Consider the following 23,742-nt stretch of genomic DNA (forward strand, 5'->3'; position numbering starts at 1 on the left):
GACATCAGGGACCACCCGGACATCCGGTCGGGGTCGCTCTCAGGGGCGCACGCCCCTCAGCCGGCCGCCTCGACCACCGCGCGGACCGTGACCAGGCCGCCCTGGAGGGCGTGTTGGGCCGTGCTCGGGCGCAGACGGCCGAGTGCCGGGTCGTACGCGCACATGATGACGCCGGCGTGGTCGGTGGCCGGCTCCTCCAGTGGCGCCGGCCGGCCGTGGGAGCGCAGCGCGGCCGCGAACTCCCGTGCGTGGCCGATGTCGACGAGGTCGTCCCCGGTGCCGTGGACGAGCCGTACGGGCACGGGTGCGGCCGAGCCGTCGGCCAGGTCGTCCAGCGGGGCCGTGCCCGTGGTGCGGGCCGGGCGGTCGTAGCGGCCCGCGATGCCGACGACGGCCAGTGGGCGCGGTCCGGCGACGAGGTCGGGGCGGAGACCGGCCCCGACCGCCGCGCCGGCGCCCGCCGACCAGCCCGCGATCACGAGCCGCCCGGCGTCGCCACCGTGAACGGACGCCTGGCGGTGGACGAAGGTGAGGGATTCCAGCAGGTGCGCCCGGCCGCTGTCGGGGGCGTCGGAGCGCCAGTCGGGGACGAAGACCACCCGGCCCCGGGCCGCGACGGCCTCCGCGACCGGCGCGAGCACCTCGCGCTCGTCCGGGCCCGTGCCGTGCCAGAACAGCACGGCGGGCGCGGGCGCCCGGCCGGCGCCGGAGGGCGCGTACACGTCGATGGCCTTGCCGTTCGTCCCCTGGACGGGCGTGCGCGTCACTTCATGCTCAACGGTCACGCCCGTCACTCTATGCGGGGTCCGGTCGCATCAGTCGATTCCTTGTGCGAAGCGGAAGAAGCCGTGTGGGTCGTAGGCGCGCTTGACGGAGTGGAGGCGGGTGTAGTTCTGGCCGTAGTACGCCTCACGCCAGTTGCGCAGGGCCGGGTCCATGTAGTTCTGGTACGAACGGTGGTTGGAGTAGGGGTCGACGGCCGCGTAGCCGCCGTCGACCCATGCCTGGGCGGCGTCCTTCGCGTCCTGCGCGGGGCTCGGTGTGGTGAGGCCGATCTGGTAGTCGGTCTCGAAGAGCACGTCCCGGTGGACGAAGGCGGTGGCCTTGGGGTCGACGGTGTTGATCTGGCCGCCGTAGGCGAAGAAGCCCAGGAAGCGGTACTGCCCCTTGCGGATGTCGGCGGCGAAGGCCGTGAGGGCCTCCTGGGTGGCCTGCTTCGTCCAGGGCTTGGTGAAGTACAGATTGCGGCCGGTGACGAAGTTGTCGCGCGGCAGCTGGGCCTGGGGTGAATAACCGACCCGGTGGCACTGGGGCACGCTCTTGTCGGCGCAGCCGAAGACCTTCATCATCCCCGCGCGGTAGGGGAGTTCGGTCGCCTCGCGGGAGGCCGGGCGCGCACCGGCCGCCGCGACGAGCTTGTCGAGGAGTCGGTCGCACTCCGCCTGCGTGCCCGCGTGCGTGCCGCTGACCTGCACCGACGGCTCGGTGCCGGCCGGGTCGTCGGTGGACAGCTGGACGAACAGCTCCGCGGCGAGCTCGCGGGGAGCGGTGGCCATCCACTGCTGCCACGCCTGGATCGCGTCGGCCGCCGCGGACCAGCCGAAGGTCAGGGAGAAGACCACCATGGAGGGCAACTGGGTGGGCCGCACCTCGTATTCGGTGACGATGCCGAAATTGCCGCCGCCCCCGCCGCGCAGCGCCCAGAAGAGATCGGCGTGCTCGTGCTCGGAGCAGCGCTTCGTCGTGCCGTCGGCCAGCACCACCTGGGCGGAGACCAGCCGGTCGCAGCCCATGCCGAACTTGCGGGCGTGCGGGCCGAGTCCGCCGCCCAGCAGCCAGCCCCCGGCGGCGACGGTCGGGCAGGTGCCGCCCGCGACCTGGATGCCGTAGGTGTCCAGGGCCGTGACGACGTCCACGCCCTGGCAGCCGGGGCCGAGCCGGACGGTGGAGCGGGCGGTGCGGACGCCGTCGATCCGGGAGACGTCGATGACCAGGCCGGGGGAGGTGGAGTAGCCGGCGAAGCTGTGGCCGCCGCTGCGGGCGGTGGCGGCGAGGTGGTTGTCCTGCGCGAAGCGCACGCACGCGGCGACGTCGGCACTCGTCCGGCAGTACGCGATGGCCTGCGGCTCGATCGCGTCGTACTGCGAGAGCTGGAGCTGTTTGGCCACGGTGTACGTGGGGTCGGCGGGCAGGACGAGGTCGCCGGTGAGCTTCTCGCGGAGCCGGGCCCAGGGGGTGCCGGTCGCGAACGCGGACACCGGGCCCAGAAGGCCGGATCCGCCGGCCGCGAGCACCCCGGCGGCGCCGATTCCGGCGCCCGCTCCGAGGATCGAGCGTCTGCTGATCCGGCTGCCGATCCGTTTGTTGATCACTTGAAGACCTCCCCCGTGGGCCCCACGATGCGCGGGGCGAAGTGTCAACGTTCTTTCAGGCCAGGGCCGAGAAGGCTGACATTGTCTGTCCGGAGGGACCGTATGCAGCCGGACGATGGAACTCCAGGTTTATTCCTGGTGTGGGGTGGAGTCAGTCAAGTCGATTTCTGGAACACCGAATTCCGGTCGATTTCGTCGGCAGAGCGTCAGAGTCCGGCCGTTTTCTTCACGCAGCGTGAGTGGTGGTGGAACATCCACCACCCGCCCGGTGAGCCCGGTGGTTTGCGCACCTAGGCGGCGGAGGCGGAAACCGGCACTGTGGAGGAGCCACTTCGAGACGGATACCCGCTCAGTCGAGATAGGGATTGCAATGAGCACTGTTGCCCTGTACCCCGACGACGTAAGAAGGCAGTCGCACGCACCGAAGTACGCCGGGGCCTATGACGCGATGCTCACCGAACTCTGTTCGGAGCTCTTTGCCACCCTGCCCCGGAGCGATCAGCGCCGAAAGGGCCTGGAATACCTCCGGGGCCTGCTCGGGGGGCAGGGCCGTAAAACCATCCGGAACATCGCCGCGCTGATCGGTGGCTCGGCCACCGAACAGAGCATGCACCATTTCATCTCCAGCTCGATCTGGGACTGGGCGCCCGTGCGGCAGGCGCTCGTGGCGCACCTCAACCGCATCGCCCCGCCGCAGGCATGGGTGGTGCGCCCGATGGTCATCCCCAAGGGCGGCCGGCATTCCGTCGGCGTGGACCGGCGCTTCTTCCCCGCGCTCGGCCAGGTGCTCAACGCCCAGCAGGCCGTGGGCGTGTGGGCGGCCTCCGACGAGATGGCCAGCCCCGTCAACTGGCGGCTGCACCTGTCCGAGGAGTGGCTGGAGGACGACGAGCGGCGGGCCCGCGCCTCCATACCCGAGGGCACCGTCCCCGAGTCCCTGGGCGACTGCGCGGTCGGGGCCTATCTGGAGATGCTCGCGGACTGGAAGGTGCCGGTCCGGCCGCTCGTACTGGACGCCCCGGAGACCGACACCGCCATGATCGTGCGCCGGCTGCGGGCCGCCGGCGTGCCGCTGCTGGTCAGGGTCAGCAACACCTTCCGGCTGACGGCGGCCGACCCCGCCCTGCCCGGCTGCCGGGCCGAGGGGGTCGCCGCGCACCAGATCATGAGCGCCGCCGCGGGCATGCGGCGCCCGGTGATGTGGTCCGACCACGACCCCGCCGAGACGCTGCGCACCAGCATGGCCGCCAGCGTGCGGGTGCGGATGCCGGCCCGGACCCCGCGCCCGGTCCGGATCCTCGGCCAGGCCGGGATGGGCGACCTGCGGCTGATGGGCGAGTGGGAGAACGGACAGTCGTCCCCCACCGCGCTCTGGCTGACCGACATGACCTCCCTGCACCCCGTCGCCCTGATGCAGCTCAGCAAGATGACCCGCCGGGTCGACCGCGACTTCGCGGAGATCTCCGACCGGGTGGGGATGCGGGACTACACGGGACGCTCGTACAAGGGATGGCACCGGCACGTCACCCTCGCCTCGGCCGCGCACGCGGTCACCGCGCTGGGCCGCACCGGCCGGACGGGCCTGGGCTACGCCGTCTGAGCCACAGGCCCCGCCGGACCCGCCGCCTCCGTCAGGCCGCTTCCGGCAGCGGACGGCGCCGCTGGAGCACGTGCTGTATCCGCGACAGCCGCAGGGCGAGCTGGATCTCGAACGCCCGCTCCGACTGCTGCCAGCCCGCCCCTAACAGCTCGCTGATCCGCTCCAGCCGACGGGCGACCGTGTTGGGGTGCACATGCAGCCGCTCGGCCGTCTGCGTGATGCTGCCCCGGGCGTCGAAGTAGGCGTCCAGGGTGCGGGTGAACTCGGTGAAGCGCTGGGCGTCGTAGTCGGCGAGCGGGCCGATCATCGAGCGGATGAAGCCCTCGACGTCATGGGTGTCGGACAGCAGGACGCCCAGGAAGCCGTGCTCCCGGGCGGAGGCGAAGCCTCCGGTACCGCCCAGCGCGATCATCGCCTCCAGGCAGCGCAGCGCCTCCTCATAGGCGCCGGCGATGTCCCGGCCCGCCTCGACCGGTCCCGACGCGCAGACGGTGACCGGCTGGTCGAGGAGCGGCGCGAGGCCCCGGGAGACCTGCTCGGCCGCCGCGGTCGCGTCCGTGCCGGGCAGCAGGAAGACGGCGCAGCCCGCGTGCATGCTCTTGAGGCCGTTCCTGCGGCGGGCGTACGAGGAGGCCCAGATGGCCAGCTTGTCCTGGGGCTCGCCCTCGGGCCGGGCGACGACGACCACGTGCGGCCGGCTCAGGTCGACGCCGAGCCGGCCCGCCCGCTCCTGGAACTGCTCGGCCGGCCGCTGCGGGCTGGCCAGCAGGTCCTCCAGCAGCCAGTCGCGGTCGTGACCGGTGGCCGACTCGTCCCGGCTGTGACGCAGCAGCAGATGGGCGGCGATGGTCTGGGTGACCAGGACCAGCAGCCGGCGGTCGAGGTCGCCGAGGGGGTGGCGCGGGCTCAGCAGGAGGGTGCCGAGGTCCTCGTCGCCCGCCAGGACCGGCGCCGCCCACAGGCCGCCGTCCAGCAGCGTGGCCTCGCGCGGCACATGGGCCTCGACCAGGGCGCGCACCGCGTCGGCCTCGGCCTCGGCCGGCATCTCGCCGGCCGTGGCCAGGACCGCGCCGTCGGGGGCGTGGACGCGCACGGCGCCGCCCAGGACCGCGCCGGCCTCGGAGGTCAGGGCGTGCAGATCGCCGCCGCAGAGGACCACGTCCATCAGCCGGCCCTGGATGGCGGTGACCTCCTGTGCGCCGCGCGCCCCGGCCTTGTGCTCCTTCAGCTCGGAGATCACATCGGCGGCGTGCTCCAGGAAGCGGGCCTTGCCGATGGCCACGCCGGCGAGTTCGCCGAGCGAGCCCATGAGGGAGACCTCGCCCGCGGTGAAGTAGCGCATGCTCCGGCTGGCGACGTACAGGGTGCCGACGGGCCGGGCGCCGTCGTTGAGGGGGACCGACATGAGGGCGCGGATGCGTTCGGACCGCATCAGCCGGTCGACGGCCTGGCTGTGGCCGACCCGCTCGTCAGCCGCGTAGTCGGGGGTCCAGAAGGGGGTGGGGCCGCCGCTCATGGTCGCGTCGTCGGGAATGGTGAGACCGGTGCTCAATACGCTCGTATGGCCGTCGAAGGCGCTGATGGATACGAGGCCGGGAGTTCTGTCGAAAGAAGTGATGTACGCCAGGTCGACATCGAAGAGCTGACGCGCCTGGCGGGCGAGTGTGGAAAGCAGTGCGGGCAGGTCCTGGGTATTGGCCAGGCTGCGTGCCGTATCGATGAACGCCGAGAGCCTGGCCTCCTTTCGCTGCCGTCGTTCGACCTGTGCGTAGATCGCCATGCCGAGCCGCTTGGCTTTTTCCAGGAATGCCAGTTCGGCGCCTGTGGTGCCGCGCCAGCGGGCCTCCTCCACAAGTGATTCGAATTGGTCGATCGGTGCCTCGTCGGCCAGCAACTCCAGTACGGCGAACGCACTGGCCTCTGTCATCCTCCCTGGCGACGCAATGCTCCCCATGTGCTCCCCCTGTGGTGCAACGCAAAGATCGATCACGGCGTACATGTCGGAAGCTACGCATTGAGTAATGTCCGAGTCAACGGCCTCACAAATCCGTTGACGCCCCCCGGACGCGGAAAAAGCGCAGCGGTCAGCCGTACCCGGAGTCGGTGAATCCCTCCGGGCACGGTCGCCCCGGCGGCGCGCTGAGCGCCGCGCACAGTCGCGGTGTTGGTGTGTACCAGGATGATCCTCTCGCCAGGGGACGGGGACAAGTGGGGGTTCGGCCCGCTCCGCCGCCGTGATCAGGCCGGGGGCCCGGGCACGGCGGCGGATGGTCGCCAGGGGTCAGACGGGGCGGACCGACAGCGCGTGCCCGAAGACGCCGCGCGGGTCGTACGCCGACCGGATGGAGCGCAGCCGCGCGTAGTTGTCCTTGAAATAGAGCTCGTGCCAGGGGGTTCCGGAGGTGTTGACGGCCGGGTCGGCCAGGTCGACGTCCGCGAAGTTGATGAAGCAGCCGTCCTGGTCGTCGCCCGGTACGGGCACGCCGCCGGCCTTGGCGAACACGGCACCGTAGAAACGGCGCATCCAGTCCAGGTTGGTCTCGTCGTGGCCCGCGTCCTGCCAAGTGTTCATGAACAGGACCTTCATCACCGAGTCGCGCTGCGCCACGGCGGTGGCGTCCGGCGCGACGGCGCCGACGCGGCCGCCGTAGGAGTCGATGGCCACCAGGCTGCTGTCGTTGGCGTGGTCGTCGCCGCCCAGGAAGTCGAAGAGCGCGTCGGCCTGGTCGTCGCTGAAGGAGCGGCGCAGGTTGGCGGACTTCACCTTCTGCCGGCCGACCTCCGCGTCCTGCGCGTCGCCGAGCGCCTTCTTGGAGTCCAGCCACGGCATGGTCTCGTGCGGCAGTACGACGGGGGAGAGGCCGGCCTGTCCGGTGACCTCGTCGAGGAAGTCCGTCAGCAGCCGCTCGGCGTCCGGCCGGGTCGCGTCCATGTGCGTGACCAGCACGGCGCCCATGTCCTTCTCCGGGTCCGGGTTCTTCCCGAGGAGCACCAGGCTGCTGAAGAGGTGGGCGTACGGGGAGTCCGGCGCGCTGTTGCGCTCGTGCCAGCGGCCGAAGCCGCCGACCAGCGCGCGCAGCGCCGGCTTGTCCAGGCCCGGACGCGGGAAGAGCACGGTGCTGGTGATCATCTCGGCGGGCGGGCGCGGCAGCAGCTGCCCGGGGTCGGTGCCGGTGGCGCCGGGCGTACGGAACCAGAAGCGGGTGACGATGCCGAAGGTGCCGGCGCCGCCGCCGGTCAGCGCCCACCACAGGTCGTGGTGCGGGTCGTCCGGCTCGCGGGTGGCGACGATGGCGCGGACCTCGCCGGCCGCGTCGACGGTCACGACCTCCACGGCGTACAGGTGGTCGGTGATCAGGCCGTGGGCGCGGCACAGGGAGCCGTAGCCGCCGCCCTGTACGTGGCCGCCGACGCCGACCTTGTTGCTGTTGCCGGCGGGGACGGCGACGCCCCAGCGCTCGTACATCGTGCGGTAGACGTCGTCGAGGAGGCGGGCGCCGGGCTCGATCGCGAACGCGGCGCGCTCGGCGTCGAAGGAGACGGCGCGCATCTCACCGAGATCGATGACGAGTTGGACCGCCGGGTCGCCGGTGAAGTTCTCGTAGCCGTGGCCACCGCTGCGGACGGCGATGCGCCGGCCGCCGCGGACGGCCTCGCGTACCGCCTCGACCACCTCGGCGGTGGAGGTGACCACCCGGAACTCCTGGGGGCGGGCGGCGAAGCGCTTGTTGTTGCCGCGGGTGGCCAGGTCCTCGTAACGCGGGTCGTCGGTGCCCACGACGGACGGCCGGCTCGCAGATGCAGGCATGTTCAGCCTCTCGGGATAACACGGGACAACTTGTGGACGGGGAACGCAAGGGGTGGGGCGAGGGGGTCGCCCCCGCACTCCGGGGGATTAAGTGCGGGGGCGGGTCTGTGGGGCGGGTCAGTGACCCGCGGCGGGCTCGGTGGAGAGCAGTCCCTTGGTCCGGTTGCCCGCCACCGCGAGGGTGAGGACGGCCAGGCCGGCACCGATCCACAGCACACTGGTCATGGCGAGGTTGTCGAAGGCGAACCCGCCGATCAGGGCACCGAGCGCGATGGAGAAGTTGAACATCGAGACGTAGAGCGACGAGGCCGCCTCGGTGGCGTCGGGCGCCGCCTTGAGGATCCAGGTCTGCAGGCTCACCGGCACCGCGCCGTAGCCCAGCCCCCACAGGACCAGCAGGACGATGCCCGTGGCCATGCCGCCGCCGGTGACCGCGAAGAGCACCATCGCGGCGGTCAGGACGACGGAGATCGTCAGCACGATCGTGCGGACGTGCTGCCCGACCTTGGCGCCGGCGATGAAGTTGCCGGTGATGCCGGCGACTCCGAAGATCAGCAGCATCATGCTGATCGAGCTGCCGGAGATCCCGGCGTCCTGGAGGATCGGCCGGACGAACGTGTACGCCACGAAGTGCCCGGTGATCAGCAGGAACGTGATGCCGATACCGACCCGCACACCGCGGTTGTCCTTGAAGATCCTGGGCAGTTCGGCGAACGTCAGGGACTCGGAGGCGGGCAGCGGCGGCAGCAGGAAGACCATCAGGACCAGGGCCGTCAGACCGAGGCCGCCGACGGCCGCGAAGGCCGTGCGCCAGCCGCTGAGGTCACCGATGAGGGTGCCGGTCGGGACGCCGAGCACGGAGGCGGTCTCGACACCGCCGAAGATCACCGCCATGGCGCGGCCCACGTGCTCCTCGGGCACCAGGCGCAGGGCGATGCCGCCCGCGATGGCCCAGAAGCCGCCGACGGCGATGCCGACGAGGAAGCGGGCGGCCAGCACGATCGCGAAGTGGTCGGCGAAGGCGGAGGCGAGGTTGGCCGCGCCGACCATGCCCACGAGGATGCCGAGCACGAGCCGGCGGTCGATCCGGCCGGTGGCGATGGTGACGATCGGGGCGGAGAGCGCGGCGACGATGCCGGGGACGGTCACCATCAGGCCGGCGGTGCCGTCGGAGACGTGCAGGGCGTCGCCGACCGGGGTGAGCAGGCCGACGGGCAGCAGCTCGGAGGTCATCAGGCAGAAGATGCCCAGGGTGACCGCCGCGACGGCGAACCAGCCCTTGACCGGTGATCTTCCCGGGTCGGTCAGGGGAGCCGATGATTCGACAGTGGTCAAGTCCTCACAACCTTCATCACGAGCGGTAATCGGGGGAATTGCCGCGGCCCGTTCTCCCGGCGGTACCGGTAACCGGTCGGGAGGGGGCGAGAGCCGGGCGCCTGCCGCGCCCGGTGAATTGCAGGGACTACGCGCAGGTCGATAGGGAAAAGCGGCCGGTCACTCGGTACCGGGAATCTTGCGGGTCGGGACCGCGATGCGGTTCCAGGCGTTCACGGTGAAGATCAGCGCGATGAGCTGGGCCAGCTCCGGCTCCTCGAAATGCCGGGCCGCCTCGTCGTAGACCGCGTCCGGCACCTCACCGTCGGCCAGCCGCGTCACGACCTCGGTCAGGCCGAGCGCGGCCTTCTCCTTCGCCGTGAACAGTCCCGCTTCACGCCAGGCGTTGAGCTGATAGATCCGCTCCTCGCTCTCACCGGCCTTGCGCGCCTCCTTGGTGTGCATGTCGATGCAGTAGGCGCAGTGGTTGATCTGCGAGGCGCGGATCTGGACCAGATCGATGAGCACCGGGTCGAGCCCGGCGCGGGCGGCCGTGTCCAGGGCGATCATCGCCTTGAAGACCTTGGGCGCCGCCTTGGTGAAGTTCATGCGCTGGTCGAGCTCGGGAACGGTCATGAGAATGACTTTAGGCAGCCAATCGGTCCGGAGTGTGGTGCAATTCCCGGGTGAAATCGAAGGTCAATGCGAGCGCTGATCCGGGGGGGAGCCTGGGCAGTGATCTCCATCTGGAGCTCCCCGATTCACCGCCGGGCGGCCGCCGCGGCGCGCTGATGAGCGCACTGCGCGAAGCCATCCGCACCGGCAGGCTCACGCCCGGCACCCGGCTGCCGCCCTACCGGTCACTGGCCACCGACCTGGGCCTGGCGCGCAACACCGTCGCCGAGGCGTACGCCGAGCTGGTCGCCGAGGGCTGGCTGAACGCCCGGCAGGGCTCCGGCACCTACGTCGCCCGCCGCGCCCAACTCCCCGACCAGCGACCGCGCCGGCCCACCACGCCGAGCCGCGCCTCCCGCCCGGCGTACAACCTCGTGCAGGGCACCCCCGACGCCTCGGCCTTCCCGCGCTCCGCCTGGCTCGCCTCCGCCCGCCGCGCGCTCACCGTGGCGCCCAACGACGCCTTCGGGCCCGGCGATCCACGCGGCCGGATCGAGCTGCGCCGCTCGGTCGCGGAGTACCTGGCCCGCGCCCGCGGCGTACGGGCCGACCCCGACCGCATCGTCATCTGCTCGGGCTTCGCGGGGGCGCTGCGCCTGCTGGGCGAGGTGCGCTCGGGCACCATCGCCGTGGAGGCGTACGGGCTGGGCTACTACCGCCATCTGCTGGCCGCCGCCGGGTTGGAGACGGTCTCCCTGCCGGTGGACGACCGGGGCGCGCGGGTGGAGGAGCTGGCCGCGACCGGTGCCGAAACGGTCCTGCTGACGCCCGCCCACCAGTTCCCGACCGGCGGCCCCCTGCACCACGAGCGCCGCTCCGCGGTCGTCGACTGGGCCCGGGCCGGCGGCGGACTGGTGCTGGAGGACGACTACGACGGGGAGTTCCGCTACGACCGGCAACCGGTCGGCGCCGTGCAGGGCCTCGACCCGGACCGGGTGGTCTACATCGGGTCCGTCAGCAAGAGCCTGTCACCGGCGCTGCGGCTGGGCTGGATGGTGCTGCCCGGCGGGCTCGTGGACGCCGTGGTGGAGGCGAAGGGCGAACGGGAGCCGTGGGCCAGCGCCCTGGAGCAACTGACCCTGGCGGACTTCCTCGACTCGGGCTCGTACGACCGGCACGTACGGCGGATGCGCCGGCACTACCGGCGCCGCCGCGACCAGCTGATCGAGGTCCTCGGCGAACGGGCGCCGCACGTGCGGGTCACGGGCATCGCCGCCGGGCTGCACGCCGTGCTGGAACTCCCGGCGGGCACCGAGGCGTCGGTGGTCAAGGCCGCCGCCTGGCAGGGGCTGGCGCTGGAGGGGCTGTCGCTCTACCGGCACGCCGCGAGCGGGGAGCCGCCCTACGACGGCCTGGTGGTGGGCTACGGCACGCCGCCCGAGCACGCCTTCGCGGGGGCGCTGGAGGCGCTGTGCGAGGCGCTGCCGCCGCCCTACGAGTCGGGGCCGGTGGGCGGGCGCGGGCGGGGCTGAGGGGCGGGGGCGGGAAGCGGGCCGGTGGGAGGCGAGCGAGGGGCGCGGGCCGGTGGGAGGTTCACGAGGCGCTGGTGCCGGCGCGGGGGTCGATTCGCCGGGTCAATTCTCGGAGAACCAGCGGCGGGTGTTCTCGGGCACCGCGGGGGAGCTGCGCAGGACCGTGCGCTGGACGTCGGCCAGGGTCTTGCCGGCCAGTTCGCGGCGCCAGGCCAGTTCGGCCTCCCGCATGGCCCAGGAGACGTGGCAGGGGTGGTCGAAGCCGTCGGATATCCGGCTCTGCGGGCCGCGGCGCCGGATCTCGGAACAGCGGAATACCCGCTCGGATCCTTCGATCGCCGTCACGATGTCCATGAGCGTGATGATCTCCGGCCCGCGCGCCAGCCGGAAACCGCCCTTGGGGCCGGGACTGGAAGAGGCGATTTCAGCCTGCACCAGTGCCTGCAACTGCTTGCCGAGATAAGCCGGCGGGAGATCGTAGAAGGCGGCGAGCCGGGCGGCGGTCACCGCCTTCTCCGGGCCGACCCACGCCAGATTGAGGCAGGTATGCAAGGCCCATTCCACACCCTCGCTCATTCGCATGCCGCGATGTTATAGCGAGAAACGGACAGGTAAAATCGTTGTGGGGCAGGGGCGTTCACCGATTCGGTGGACGCCCCCGCCGTGGCGCGATTCGTTCGTCCGGCGTTCTCGTCGCGCTTTCCCTCAGTTGTCCGAGGGACGTCGCAGGACCGTGGCCAGCTCCGCTTCCAGCCGGTCGAGGTCGTCCCGGTGGCCGTGCGCCGCGATGTGACCGTCCGGGCGGATCAGGTGATAGCCGGGCCGGCCGCAGAAGGTGCCCGCCGCGTCGACGCCGCGCGGAATCGCCAGCACGCGCAACTGCGGCCAGCGGGCGGCTATATGGCCGATCTCGCGCAGCCAGGCACCGTCGCCCGACGGCGCCCGCAGGGCCAGCACCCAGCGGTGCGGGTCCGTGCCCGGGCCGGCGATCCCGGCCGACAGCGCCGCCCGGCGCGGGAACGTCCCGCCGACCTTCGCGCCGCCCGGGAGCCTGCCCCGCAGCCGGCACGCCGACCAGCGGGCGGGGCGCTGGGTGTCGCGCTCGGGCGCGTAGGACAGGCGCCTCCCGGCCATCACGGGGGTGTAGAAGCGCGACACCACCTGCGAGCGGTCCAGGAAGCGGAACGCGGCGTCCCGGGCGAGGACCTGCGCCGGGCCGTTGAACATCCACGCCCGCGTCTGGATGTCGGTGTCCCGGACGATCCGCCGCGTGGACTCCGAGCGCTCCGGCCCGTACGAGTCCAGGAGCGTCGACGGCGACTCGCCGCGGATGACGGCGGACAGCTTCCAGCCGAGGTTGTGGGCGTCCTGGAGGCCGTTGTTCATGCCCTGGCCGCCGGCCGGGCTGTGCACGTGCGCCGCGTCACCCATCAGGAAGACCCGCCCGCGCCGGAACTCCTGGGCCCGCCGCGCGTGCACCCGGAACACGGTCTGCCACACGGGTTCCGTGATCCGCACGCCGCGCGGGCCCCGCGCGTCGAGGAGCTCCTGCATCATCGGCACGCTGACCTCGCGGCCGCCGTCCGGCATGACCGACAGGAAGCGGTGCACGCCGTTCGGCTGCGGCACGATGACCAGTGTGCCGCTGGGCGCCTGGTAGTACAGGATCTCGTCGGGCGGCAGATAGCCCTCGATATGGGCGTCGACCAGCGCGAACGCCATCTCGTACGTCGTGCCCTCGAAGCCGATGCCGAGCTGGCCGCGTACGGAGCTGCCGGCGCCGTCCGCGCCGATCACGAACGGCGCCCTGACCCGCTCCACGAGGCCGTCGCCGTGCTCCAGGATCGCCGTGACGCCGTCCGTGGCGTCGATCCGGCCGGAGAAGTCGACGTCGTCGAGGGCGAGGAGGCGCACGCCGCGCTCGATCTTGCCGCCGAGCTCGCGCAGGCGCTCGGTGAGGATGCGCTCCGTCTCCGGCTGGGGGAGCTGGCGGGCGGCGAGGTCGTCGGTGAAGGTGAAGGAGGCGAGGGGTTTTCTGTCGGAGAAGTAGCTGAAGGCGCGGATGGGGGCGGAGACTTCGCGGATCTCGTCGGCTACGCCGAGGTCTTCGAGGATGTCGAGGACTCTTGGCCATAGGGAGAGGGCTTTGGGGACGTGCATGGGGGTTGTGGCGCGGTCGATTACGCGGGTGCGGATGCCGCGTCTGAGGAGTTCGCAGGCGGCCAGCAGGCCCGTGGGACCGGCTCCTACGACGAGTACGTCGATGTCGGTGGGGGTTCGGTCGTCGGTGGGCATGGGTGTTCCTGTTCTCTCCGGTTCCGTGGCTGCGGCTGGCTGTGGGCGGCGGACTTTTCCCCTACCCGCCCCTTCCCGAACCGGGGCTCTGCCCCGGACCCCGGTCCTCAATCGCCGGACGGGCTGGGGGGGCGCCGGACGGGCTGGTTGTGGCTGCGCTTGTCGTCAGCCCGTCCGGCGATTGAGGGCGTGGTCCGCTCTCAGCCCCGCTTCAGCTGCTCGTGCAGGCGGCGGGTCAGTTCTATGCGTTGGACCTTCATCGTCGCCGTGCGCGGGAGGTCGTTCAGGGACATCTGGATGGGGTCCGCCATGGGTGGGAAGTCGGCCACCGCCTCGCGCCAGCGGGCCAGGTCCAGGGGGGTCTCGTTGCGGGTGCACACGACCGGCAGCGGTTCGTCGGCCGGGCCTCGGAGGAGGACGAGTTCGGCGAGTTCCTCCAGGCGGCCGAGGACGGTGTCCTCTACTTCCAGCGTGCTGTGGATCGTGGGGACGACGTCGACCTCGCGGTCGAGGAGGTGCAGGCAGCCCTCCTCCGTGCGGTAGCCGACGTCCATGCCGCGCCACCAGCCGTCGGCGTCGACCTGCTTGCCGTAGCGCTCGGCCTCGCCGAAGTAGGTCAGTACCCGGCCCGCGGCCTGCACCTCGATGTATCCGGGGTGCTCCTTGGACGGCTGCCGGCCGTTGCGGCCGACGAGGCGGAACTTCGTGTCGCCCGGGAACGCGTAGCCCTGGCAGCGGCCGTCCGCGCCGAGTGCCGTCTGCCGGGTGAAGGCGCGGCCCACCAGCGGGCCCGTCTCGCTCTGGCCGTAGATCTGGTAGAAGACCGGGTTGTGCCGCTCGGAGGCGTGCAGCAGGCGGTGCATGGTGCCGGGGTGGATCGCGTCGAAGGTGCTGCTGAAGTACTTCACGTTGGCGAACGGCTTGCGGGGGTCGTCCGCGAGCTCCTCCCACTCCATGAAGGAGTTGGGCGCCGACTCGACGAACGCCGGCTTGGTGCGGGCGAAGAGCTCCGCGACCTTCTCGGGGTCCGCGTCGTCCATGACGAGGAACGGGACGCCGCGCGGCAGCAGCACCGCCAGGGCGAGCGGCATCCGGGAGTGCACATAGGAGACGTGCAGGGCCACGGTCTCGTGCTTGCGGATGATGTCGAACAGCTTCGCCTGCGGGCGGTAGCGGCCGTGCAGGGTGCGGGGCGTGTGCACCAGGAGCTTCGGCAGGCCGGTGGTGCCCGAGGTGTGGGTGATGAGCGCGGGCTCGTCGAGGCCGAGGACCACGGCCTCCTGGCGGGGCGAGCCGGCGAGGTCGGCCAGCGAGACCGTACCGGGGCGGGAGCCGGCGACGATGAAGATCTCCTTGGCCAGGCCGGGCAGGCCCGGGTCGGCCAGCGGGCCGTCGAGCTTGGCCGCGTCCGTGACCAGGTACGGCTGGCCGAGGCGGTCCAGGAGCGCGAGGACGCTCGCGCCGTCGAGGCCCGGCGACAGCTGTACGGGCACGGCGCCGATCCGCGAGGCGGCGGACGAGATGATGTTGATGTCGAAGCCGGACGACTTGTAGATCGCGACGTGCTCGGTGGCGCGCACACCGGCGGCCCACAGCCGGGCGGCGATGTCGTCGACGTGGTCGGCGTACTCGGCGAAGGTCAGCTCCGGACCGACGCCCGGCAGCAGGGGCAGTTCGTGGTCGAGCGTGATCAGCGTGCCGGGGTGCTCGGCGGCCGCGCGCTCGGCCACGAGCCCCATGTACAGGCCGGTGTCGCTGGCGGTGATCGGCAGCATCTGGTGGCTCCTCAGATCAAAAAGGCGTACGTGTGTGGTGGGCGGGACGGGCCGCCGGTCAGGCGACCGGCATCCCGGTCAGCAGTCCGGCCAGCAGCGAGCCGGTGATGCGGGGGCCGTCCTGGGTGAGGACGGACTCGGCGTGGAACTGCATGGAGGCGAAGTGGGAGCCGCGCAGGGCGTGGATCTCGCCGGTGTGCGGGTCACGGCTGACCTCGACGACGCCGGCGGGGCCGCAGTCGGCCTTGTCGTCGTCGCCGCGCGCGGCGAAGGTGTTGTAGAAGCCGACGCGCTCGGGGGCGCCGAAGAGGTCGATCTCGCGCTGCACGCCCTGGTTGGGGATGTCGCGGCGGACGAGGTCGAAGCCCAGGCGCAGGCTGAGGACCTGATGGCTCAGGCACACCGCCAGGAAGGGCCGCCGCTGGTCGAGGAGGGTGCCGATCGCCGTGTTCAGGTGCGCGATCTTGGGGTGGTCCGTCTCGCGCGGGTCGCCGGGGCCGGGGCCCATGACGATCAGGTCGTGGCCGTCGAAGGCGTACGGCTCGTCGAAGCGGCGGACGGTCACGCCCAGCCCCATGGCGCGCAGCTGGTGGTCGATCATGGAGGTGAAGGTGTCCTCCGCGTCCACGACCAGCACCCGGCGGCCCTCCAGGACCGGCCGGCTGTGACGGCGGTCGGCCGTGGGGGCGAGCCAGAAGCCGGCGATGTTGCTGTTCCGCTCGGCCAGGGCGGCCCGGACGCTGGGGTGCCGGCCGAACCGGCCGCCACCGCTGTCCTTGAGCGCGGAGATCAGCCCGGCGGCCTTCGCCCGGGTCTCCAGCACCTCCGACGCCGGGTCGGAGTGGCGGACCAGGGTGGCGCCGACGCCGATGCGCACCCGCCCGTCGTGAGCGATGTCGGCGGTGCGGATGAGGATGGCGGAGTCCAGGTTCCGTACGCCCTCGTGGTCGCGGCCGATGAGGGCGATGACGCCGCTGTAGTAGCCGCGCCCGGCCGGCTCGTACCGGTCGATGACGCGGCAGGCGCTCTCCAGCGGGCTGCCGGTCACGGTCGGGGCGAACATCGTCTCGCGCAGGATCTCGCGCGGGTCGCGGCCGGTGGTGCCCTCGATGAAGTACTCGGTGTGCGCCAGGCGCGCCATTTCCTTCAGGTACGGGCCGGTGACGCGGCCGCCGGTGTCGCAGATGCGGGCCATCATCTTCAGTTCCTCGTCGACGACCATGTAGAGCTCGTCGGCTTCCTTGGTGTCGGCGAGGAAGTCCATCACCTCCGGCAGGCTCGGCCCGGCCGGCGGATAGCGGTAGGTGCCGCTGATCGGGTTCATCACCGCCCGGCCGCCCTGGACGCTGATGTGCCGCTCGGGCGTGGCGCCGACGAAGGTGCGGGTGCCGGTGTGCACGAGGAACGTCCAGTACGCGCCGGTCTCCCGCTCCATCAGGCGGCGGAAGAACGTCAGCGCGTGGGCGGGCGTGTAGTCGCCGATGTCGGCGGTGAAGGAGCGCTTGATGACGAAGTTGGCGCCCTCGCCCTCGCCGATCTCCCGGGCGATGACCTGCCGCACGATGTCCGCGTAGGCGTCGTCGTCCACGTCGAAGCCCTCGCCGGACAGCTCGATCCGGGTCTCGGGGATCCGGGCCAGCACCTCGGCCACCGGGGCCGTGGCCTGTTCGGTGACGGTCATGGCGATCAGGGGCGCGCCGTCGTCGGAGCAGGCGAAGCCCCGCTCGGCGATCTGCCGGTACGGCATCACGACCAGCACCTCGTGCCCGGTCGCACCGTCCTCGGGCAGCGGGATGTCGGCCAGCGCGCTCGGTGTGGAGACGTCCCCGACGAGGACGTCGAGCGAGCCCGCCCCGGTGGCGTCCGGGCGGTGGATCAGCGCGAACGCCGGTGCCTCGCCCGCCAGCACCCGGCTCAGCAGCTCGTCGTGGAGGGCGCTCATACGGACGCTCCCCCGAGGTCCGCGACGAACTGTTTCGCCGTCCCGACCACCGCGCACCGCTCGGCCGCGTAGGTCACCGCGAGCCGGTGGTGGACCTCGGAGAAGTCCGCGACCGCGTCCGCCGCGAGGAAGGTGCGGATGTCGTTGGTGAACGCCTCCACGGCCGTCATCAACACGCCCACGTGCGCGTACACCCCGCACACGATCAGCTGGTCGCGCCCGGCCGTCCGCATCCTCTCCAGCAGGTCGGAGCGGAAGAAGGCGCTGTAGCGCCACTTGGTGAACACCCAGTCGCCCGGCGCCGGGGACAGCTCGTCGACCACCAGCCGGTCGGCCGGGTCCACCCGCATCCCCGGGCCCCAGAAGTCCTTGAGCAGCCCGCGCTGCTCCTCGCTCATGCCGCCGGGCTGCGCCGTGTAGGCCACCGGTATGCCCAGGCCCGCGCAGGTCTCCCGGAGCTGTGCGGCGTTGCGCACCAGCTCCCCGCGCAGCCCCTCCGGGAGGGGCTTGAGGAAGTAGCGCTGCATGTCGTGGATGAGCAGGACCGCGCGGGCCGGGTCCACGGTCCACCGGGCGGTGTTCTCGGGCAGGTCGCCCGCTGTCGGCATCGGGTAGGGCTCGATCGGGGGGATGCCTGCCATGGAACTTCCTCGTCTTCGGGTTCGCTGCGTAACAGAGGCTGCGTATCGGAGTCGCCGGGCGGTGGGGCGCGGCGGCGCGCTGTCAGACGCCGAGCGTCGCGCCGCCGTCGACGGTCAGGTCGTGCATGGTGATGTGCGCGGCCCGGTCGGAGAGCAGGAAGGCGACGGCGTCGGCGATGTCGGAGGGGCGGGCCAGCTTGCCCAGCGGGATGCCGACCTTGAAGGTGTCGGTGCGGCCCTCGATCGTCGACTCCGGCGTGGTCCGCTCGTTCCACATGGAGCTGAGCATCGGGGTGTCCGTGGAGCCGGGCGCGACGACGTTGCAGCGGATGCCGTGCCGGGCCACCTCCAGGCCCAGGGACTTGGTGAACATCGACGCCGCCGCCTTCGACGCCGCGTAGGCCGCCATGGCCTGGCGCGGGGTGCCGGCCGCGTTGGACGCGACCGTCACGATCGCGCCGCGGCCGCGCTCGATCATGCGCGTGACCACGGCGCGGGACACGTGGAAGACGCCGGTGACGTTGACGGCGAAGACCGCCGCCCAGTCCTCGGACGTGCAGTCCCGCACCTCGCCGACGCGCAGCACACCGGCGGCGTTGACGAGGAACTCCACCGGTCCCAGGCGTCGTTCGATCTCGGCGACGGTGTCGGCGACCTGCTGTTCGGCGGTGACGTCGCAGACGAAGCCCTCCGCCGAGAGGCCGTCGGCGGCCAGCTTCTCCACCGCCTCGCGGAGCGTGGCCGCGTCGCGGTCGACCGCGGCCACGCGGACGCCCTTCTCGCCCAGCGTGCGGGCGACGGCCGCGCCGATGCCGCTCGCGGCCCCGGTCACCAGGGCTACCTTGTTCTCCATCGCAGCGTCCCCTCCTCCTCGGCCCCGCGGGCCGGATTCGATCGGTGTGCGGTTCGCGTTCCCCACGGGCCGGTTCAGCCGCGCCAGGCCGACACCACGGCGATGGCCTGCCGGGGGTTGAGCCGGGGGTCGCAGAAGCTCGTGTACTTGTCGCCGACGTGGTCGAGCCCGCTCTCGTCCTGCACGCACTCGGTGACGTCCTCGGGGGTGGTCTCCAGGTGCAGACCGCCCGCGACGCCTCCGCCCGCCCGGACGGCGGCCTGGAAGCCGTGGACCTCTCGAATGACGGTCTCCACCAGGCGGGTCTTGAGGCCGTCGGCCGCCGCCCGGGTGTTGCCGTGCATGGGGTCGCTCAGCCAGCTCACCGGGTGCCCGGCGGCGCGTACGGCCGCGACGAGCGGGGGCAGCCGGTCGGCGACGTTCGCCGCGCCCATGCGGGCGATGAGCGTCAGCCGGCCGTGCTCGCGGTCGGGGTCGAGCCGCTCGCACAGGGCGAGCAGGTCGTCGGCGTCCATCGTCGGGCCGACCTTGCAGGCCACCGGATTGGCGACCTCGGCGAGCAGGGCGACGTGCGCGCCGTCGACCTGGCGGGTGCGCTCCCCGATCCACGGCCAGTGCGTGGACGTCAGCCACGCCCGGCCCTCCTCGTCGCGGCGGACCATGGGCTGCTCGTAGTCCAGGAGCAGCGCCTCGTGGCTGGTCCACACCGGCGGGCAGATGCCGGAGCGGCGGGCCGGGTTGAGCCAGCCGAGGTGGGTCATGGCCTCACTGGCGGCGAGGTAGCCGGACAGCAGGCGCTGCGGGTCGGGGCGGCGGCGCTCCGGGTGCGGCTCGGGGCTGTTGACCATGTGGCCGCGGTATACGGGCAGTTCGACGCCGGCGACGTGCTCGGTCGGGTTGGAGCGGGGCTTGGCGAACTGGCCCGCCATGCGGCCCGCGCGCACCACCGGCTTGTGGGTGATCATCTTCATCACGCCGGCGAGGGTGTCCAGGAGCCCGGCCTTGCGGGCGACGTAGCCCGAGGTGCACTCCGCCGGGTCCTCCGCGCAGTCACCGGCCTGCACCACCTGGGACTCGCCCCGCGCCACGTGGGCGAGGTGGGCGCTCAGGGTGCGGACGTCGGCGGCGCGCACCAGCGCGGGCCGGTCGGCGAGCTCCCGCCGCACGCGCTGGACCTGGGGGGCCGCGTCGCCCCAGTCGGGCTGCTGAAGGGCGGGTTCGGGCCGGGCGTCGAGTACGGCGTTGTTCACGAAAGTCTCCAGGGCGGTCGCTCAAACAGGCGGTGGCGTGCGGGAGTGGGGGGTCAGGGACAGGGGACGACACCCGCGTCGTCCCAGAACCGCAGCTGCCTGAGCTTGTGGGCTGCGGCGACCTGCGCGACACGATCACCGCCGACGATCAAAGTGCTGGGCCGCTCCGGCGAGAACGCCGGCCATTCGGGTGCGTGCGCACTGCGGGGGACGCCGGTGCGGGCGAAGGAGGCGACGAGGTCCATGAACGTGTCGGAAATCCTCGACTCCAGGGGCCCGTCGCCGAATTCCGCGACGTTCTCGGGCAGACCGTGGGTGCCGAAGAGGAATTTGGACGTGCCTTCGTGCGGGGTGCCGAAGTAGGGCGGGCGCACGGGATGGGCGAACTCCATCACGTACTGCGACGCGTTTTCCGTACGGGCGCGCCGTTCGGCCAGTCGCAGGATCTGGAATCGGAACAGCAGGTCGCCCCAGACCTCCGTCCAGATCGACAGCGAGTCCCGCGGCAGGTCTTCCGCCGCGGCGGCTTCCCGGTAGGCGTGCAGGCAGGCGTCGACGAGCGCGTCGTCGGCCTTCGTGGTGCCTTTGAGGAGAACGCCGCGCACGGCTTCCCGCAACGCGGCCTCGTCGGCCGGAGCGGTGGGTGCCGCGGGTCGTTCGGGGCAGGTGTAGAAGGAGCCCTCGGTACGGGTGTGGACGATCAGCGCGGGATGGGGCGGGTCGGGGATTTCGTGGTCTTCCGCCGCCAGCCAGTGGCCGTCGAGGACCGGCCCCCGGTATTCGCGTCCGCTGTCCACCCGGCGATCGGCCGGGGCGCCCGAGAAGAATTCCTCCCAGGCGTCCTTGAGCGCCGCCGCCGGGACGTCGCGCAGGCCGGCCACCGTCGTGCCGAGCTCCGCGGCCAGGGCGGCGTAGACCGTCCGGGAGTCCTCCGGGGTCAGGGAGTTCGCCGGGGCCCAGGTGTGGCAGGCGCTGATGGGCACGAGACGGCGGATCAGCCGGCCGGTCCCCGGCAGGAGCGCCAGCTGGCGCACGCTCGCACCGCCGGCCGAGGTGCCGCACAGCGTGATGGCGTCGGGGTCGCCGCCGAAGGCCGCCGCGTTGTCGTGGACCCAGCGCACGAGCGCCGCCTGGTCCTGAAGGCCCCAGTTGGCGAAGGAGCCGGTCAGCGGGTCCGTGAGTTCCTCGTGCAGGCCGAAACCGAAGGCGCCGAGGCGGTAGTTGAAGGTGACGACGACCATGTCGGTACGGGCCGCGAGGCGTGCCCCGTCGTAGGTGGGGAGGTGGCCCGCGCCGCGTTCCCAGCCGCCGCCGTGCACATACACGAGGACGGGCCGGGAACCGGTGGTGCGCGGCGTCCAGACGTTGGCGTAGAGGGAGTCCTCGCTGTTGCCGGGCACGATCGACTGGAAGGACGCCGGCGCGAACGCGGTGGCGTCCCGCACGCCGCGCCAGGCGACGGGCGGCCGGGGCGAGGCGAAGCGCAGCGGGCCCACCGGCGGCTGTGCGTAGGGCACGCCGCGGAAGACGGTGATCCCGCCGGTCCGCTCGCCCGCGACCGGCCCGGCGGTGGTGTGTGCCACCACGGTGCCCGGCGGGTGCGGCCGTCGATCGGTGAGGCTCATCTCAGGCGGCCTCGAGGCCCCGGCGGAGGGCGGTGGTGATCTCCACGACGCGGCGCGACTGGTAGGCGATGGCGGCGAGGTTGTCGTCGTCGACGTTGCCCGGCTCGTTGCGCGAGACGCTGCTGACGCCGTAGGGGTTGCCGTTGGTCGGAGCGAGCTGGATCGCGTCGGCGACGCCGGGCGGGACGATGATGGCGCCCCAGTGGTAGAAGGCGTTGTTGAGCGCGAGGATCGTGCTCTCCTGGCCGCCGTGCAGCGTCGCGGTGGAGGTGAAGGACGACATCACCTTGTTCACCAGGCCCCGCTTGCTGTGCAGCGGCAGCGTGGTGTCGATGAACTGCTTCAGCGGGCCCGACGGAAGGCCGTAGCGGCCCGGCGTGCCCCAGAGCACGGCGTCGGCCCAGTCGAGGTCGTCGAGGGACGCCTCGGAAATGTGCTCGGTGGCCGCCACGTGCTCGCTCCAGGCCGCGTTCCAGGCGTCGTTCCCGGGGACGATCGTCTCCTTGGTGAGGTCGGAGACCTTACGGAGACGGACCTCGGCGCCGGCCTTCTCGGCCGCGGCGGCCGCGGCCTCGGCGAGCCGGTGGACATTCCCGGTCGACGAGGAATAGATGACGGCAAGCTTGATCATGAAAGTAATGCCCCTTGACGGGTGGACAGCGACGGGCCGGACTCGGGTGACGAGGCGTCGGCCGACTGGACATATCAGATGCTGCTGGGGCGCCCGGGAAACTGCCAAGGGCGGTTGCCGTAGTTCACAGAACTTCGTCAAAAGGGTCGCGATCCATCAAGTTGACGGTCCGCTGTCGCACAACTGACGGGTGATCGACGGCTATGGTCGCGCACGCTGTACCTGGGTAGAGGTGCTGCGGGGTTTCGCCTCTGGTTCGGATCCTGGACGTTCCTTATCCTGAATCCATTCCGCCCTACCTCATCCTGCACTGGAGTCGTGACCATTCCATGACAGACCGGGAGTTGACGGCTGTGAGCGGTGAATTGCACCGACTGGCTGCCGAAGGCGTGTCGCCCTGGCTGGACGGCGTCTGCCGGGCCCTGCTCGCCTCGGGCCGCCTCACCGAGCTCGTCGAGAACGCGGGCATCCGCGGGGTCACGTCGAACGTCGCGGCGCTCGCCGCGGCGGTGGAGGCCGGCGACTCGCCCTACCTGGACCAACTGCTGTTCCTGTCCTACCGCGACGTCCCCGCCGACGCCGCGATCCGGGCCCTGACCGCCTACGACACCCGCTGGGCCTGCGACGAACTCCTGCCGGTGCACGAGCGCACGGGCGGCCGCGAGGGCTATGTCTCGGTGGATGTGAACCCCTGGCTGGCGCACGACGCCACCCTGGTCGCCTCGGAGGCCGGCAAGCTCGTCCGCGCGGTCAACCGGCCCAATGTGCTCGCCAAGATCCCCGCCACCCCCGAGGGCCTGGAGGCGATCAGCGAGTGTCTCAGCCGCAAGATCGGCGTCCACGCGACGGGCATCTTCTCGGTGCGCCGCTACGGCGAGGTCGTGGACGCCTACTTCGACGGCCTGGAGCGCGCCCGCGCGGCGGGCCACGACCTCTCGGACCTGATGTCCTTCGCGTCGCTGCCCATCAGCTGGTTCGACGCCGAAGTCGACGCACGGCTCGACGAGTTGGGCACGGACGAGTCGCGGGCCATGCGCGGTTCGGCGGCGCTCGCCAGCGCCCGCCTGGTCTACAGCCTCTACGAGGAGCGGCTGGGCGGCGAGCGCTGGCGGAGCCTGGCGGGCGTCGGGGCCCGCCCGCAGACGGTGATGTGGATGGCGACCACGCCCCGGCGGCCCGGCATGTCACAGGCGCGCTATGTGGACCGGTTCGTCGCCTGGGGCACCGCCAGCGCCATGTCCCCGGCCATGCTCGGCGAGCTCGGCCACCTCTGCCCGCTGCGCGGCGACACCTTGACCGACGGCCACGACGCGGGCCGTTCGGTGTGGGAGAAGCTCGAAGGGCTCGGCATCTCCTACCGCTCGGTCGTCCGGAAGCTGGAGGACGAGGGCGTCGAGTGGCTCCAGACGTCCTGGAGCCTGCTGTACGCCTCGGTGGAGCGCCGGCTCCGCGGCGCGCGGGTGTTCAGCCACTGACGCGGAGCCGCCCC

At 71.9% G+C, this 23,742-nt stretch carries 18 protein-coding genes; 3 read left to right on the plus strand and 15 right to left on the minus strand.

All coding sequences use genetic code 11. The annotated features are described in order from the left end of the window. Window positions 1-56 precede the first annotated feature (56 nt). Both ACZ303_RS25570 and ACZ303_RS25575 read right to left on the minus strand, forming a co-directional pair. Entirely contained in the window at window positions 57-785 is a 729-nt protein-coding gene (locus ACZ303_RS25570) for an alpha/beta hydrolase (RefSeq protein ID WP_467342716.1), read from the minus strand. Between the two features lie 30 nt (window positions 786-815). Further along, window positions 816-2,372: an FAD-binding oxidoreductase gene (locus ACZ303_RS25575; protein WP_467342718.1), complete on the minus strand. Its 1,557-nt coding sequence runs from the start codon at window positions 2,370-2,372 to the stop codon at window positions 816-818. A 370-nt stretch (window positions 2,373-2,742) separates the two neighbouring features. Between ACZ303_RS25575 and ACZ303_RS25580 the strand changes: the two genes are divergently transcribed. Beyond that, the gene (locus tag ACZ303_RS25580) at window positions 2,743-3,972 is read left to right on the plus strand and encodes an IS701 family transposase (protein WP_467342719.1); all 1,230 of its coding nucleotides are present in this window, start codon (window positions 2,743-2,745) and stop codon (window positions 3,970-3,972) included. A gap of 31 nt (window positions 3,973-4,003) precedes the next feature. Here ACZ303_RS25580 and ACZ303_RS25585 read toward each other — a convergent pair whose 3' ends face one another. The 4 genes from ACZ303_RS25585 to ACZ303_RS25600 all read right to left on the minus strand — a co-directional run bounded on the left by ACZ303_RS25585 (window position 4,004) and on the right by ACZ303_RS25600 (window position 9,730). After that, window positions 4,004-5,899: a helix-turn-helix domain-containing protein gene (locus ACZ303_RS25585; protein WP_467342720.1), complete on the minus strand. Its 1,896-nt coding sequence runs from the start codon at window positions 5,897-5,899 to the stop codon at window positions 4,004-4,006. 354 nt (window positions 5,900-6,253) lie between these two features. After that, window positions 6,254-7,780, minus strand: coding sequence for an FAD-binding oxidoreductase (locus ACZ303_RS25590; RefSeq protein ID WP_467342722.1), 1,527 nt, complete (start codon window positions 7,778-7,780; stop codon window positions 6,254-6,256). Window positions 7,781-7,897: 117 nt separating this feature from the next. Next, window positions 7,898-9,115, minus strand: coding sequence for an MFS transporter (locus tag ACZ303_RS25595; protein WP_467342724.1), 1,218 nt, complete (start codon window positions 9,113-9,115; stop codon window positions 7,898-7,900). Window positions 9,116-9,274: 159 nt separating this feature from the next. Beyond that, the gene (locus ACZ303_RS25600; RefSeq protein ID WP_467342725.1) at window positions 9,275-9,730 is read right to left on the minus strand and encodes a carboxymuconolactone decarboxylase family protein; all 456 of its coding nucleotides are present in this window, start codon (window positions 9,728-9,730) and stop codon (window positions 9,275-9,277) included. 155 nt (window positions 9,731-9,885) lie between these two features. Here ACZ303_RS25600 and pdxR point away from each other — a divergent pair, with 155 nt between their 5' ends. Continuing rightward, a complete protein-coding gene (gene pdxR, locus ACZ303_RS25605) occupies window positions 9,886-11,241 on the plus strand; it encodes a MocR-like pyridoxine biosynthesis transcription factor PdxR (RefSeq protein ID WP_467342727.1) in 1,356 nt (451 codons plus the stop codon). 102 nt (window positions 11,242-11,343) lie between these two features. Here the strand turns inward: pdxR and ACZ303_RS25610 are convergent, their stop codons facing one another. The 9 genes from ACZ303_RS25610 to ACZ303_RS25650 all read right to left on the minus strand — a co-directional run bounded on the left by ACZ303_RS25610 (window position 11,344) and on the right by ACZ303_RS25650 (window position 22,253). Continuing rightward, window positions 11,344-11,817: an RrF2 family transcriptional regulator gene (locus ACZ303_RS25610; RefSeq protein WP_467342998.1), complete on the minus strand. Its 474-nt coding sequence runs from the start codon at window positions 11,815-11,817 to the stop codon at window positions 11,344-11,346. Between the two features lie 129 nt (window positions 11,818-11,946). Continuing rightward, window positions 11,947-13,536: an FAD-dependent monooxygenase gene (locus ACZ303_RS25615; protein WP_467342729.1), complete on the minus strand. Its 1,590-nt coding sequence runs from the start codon at window positions 13,534-13,536 to the stop codon at window positions 11,947-11,949. A gap of 200 nt (window positions 13,537-13,736) precedes the next feature. Continuing rightward, window positions 13,737-15,311 (minus strand): AMP-binding protein, encoded by a 1,575-nt coding sequence (locus tag ACZ303_RS25620; protein ID WP_467342731.1) that lies wholly within the window; start codon window positions 15,309-15,311, stop codon window positions 13,737-13,739. 58 nt (window positions 15,312-15,369) lie between these two features. Then, window positions 15,370-17,253: an anthranilate synthase family protein gene (locus ACZ303_RS25625; protein ID WP_467342733.1), complete on the minus strand. Its 1,884-nt coding sequence runs from the start codon at window positions 17,251-17,253 to the stop codon at window positions 15,370-15,372. Further along, on the minus strand, window positions 17,250-17,894 hold the full coding sequence (locus ACZ303_RS25630; protein ID WP_467342735.1) for an isochorismatase family protein: 645 nt from the start codon (window positions 17,892-17,894) through the stop codon (window positions 17,250-17,252). The genes ACZ303_RS25625 and ACZ303_RS25630 overlap by 4 nt, the downstream gene beginning before the upstream one ends. 82 nt (window positions 17,895-17,976) lie before the next feature. Further along, a complete protein-coding gene (locus ACZ303_RS25635; protein WP_467342737.1) occupies window positions 17,977-18,747 on the minus strand; it encodes a 2,3-dihydro-2,3-dihydroxybenzoate dehydrogenase in 771 nt (256 codons plus the stop codon). Between the two features lie 74 nt (window positions 18,748-18,821). Continuing rightward, window positions 18,822-19,997 carry a 3-deoxy-7-phosphoheptulonate synthase gene (locus ACZ303_RS25640; RefSeq protein WP_467342738.1) on the minus strand — a complete coding sequence of 392 codons (1,176 nt, stop codon included), beginning with the start codon at window positions 19,995-19,997 and terminating at the stop codon, window positions 18,822-18,824. 53 nt (window positions 19,998-20,050) lie between these two features. Further along, window positions 20,051-21,622 carry a carboxylesterase/lipase family protein gene (locus tag ACZ303_RS25645; RefSeq protein ID WP_467342740.1) on the minus strand — a complete coding sequence of 524 codons (1,572 nt, stop codon included), beginning with the start codon at window positions 21,620-21,622 and terminating at the stop codon, window positions 20,051-20,053. 1 nt (window position 21,623) lies between these two features. Further along, window positions 21,624-22,253 carry a flavodoxin family protein gene (locus ACZ303_RS25650; RefSeq protein ID WP_467342742.1) on the minus strand — a complete coding sequence of 210 codons (630 nt, stop codon included), beginning with the start codon at window positions 22,251-22,253 and terminating at the stop codon, window positions 21,624-21,626. Between the two features lie 353 nt (window positions 22,254-22,606). Between ACZ303_RS25650 and tal the strand changes: the two genes are divergently transcribed. Further along, window positions 22,607-23,728 carry a transaldolase gene (gene tal, locus ACZ303_RS25655; protein WP_467342743.1) on the plus strand — a complete coding sequence of 374 codons (1,122 nt, stop codon included), beginning with the start codon at window positions 22,607-22,609 and terminating at the stop codon, window positions 23,726-23,728. Window positions 23,729-23,742 lie beyond the last annotated feature (14 nt).

The sequence above is a fragment of the Streptomyces sp. NPDC023527 genome (assembly GCF_055560115.1).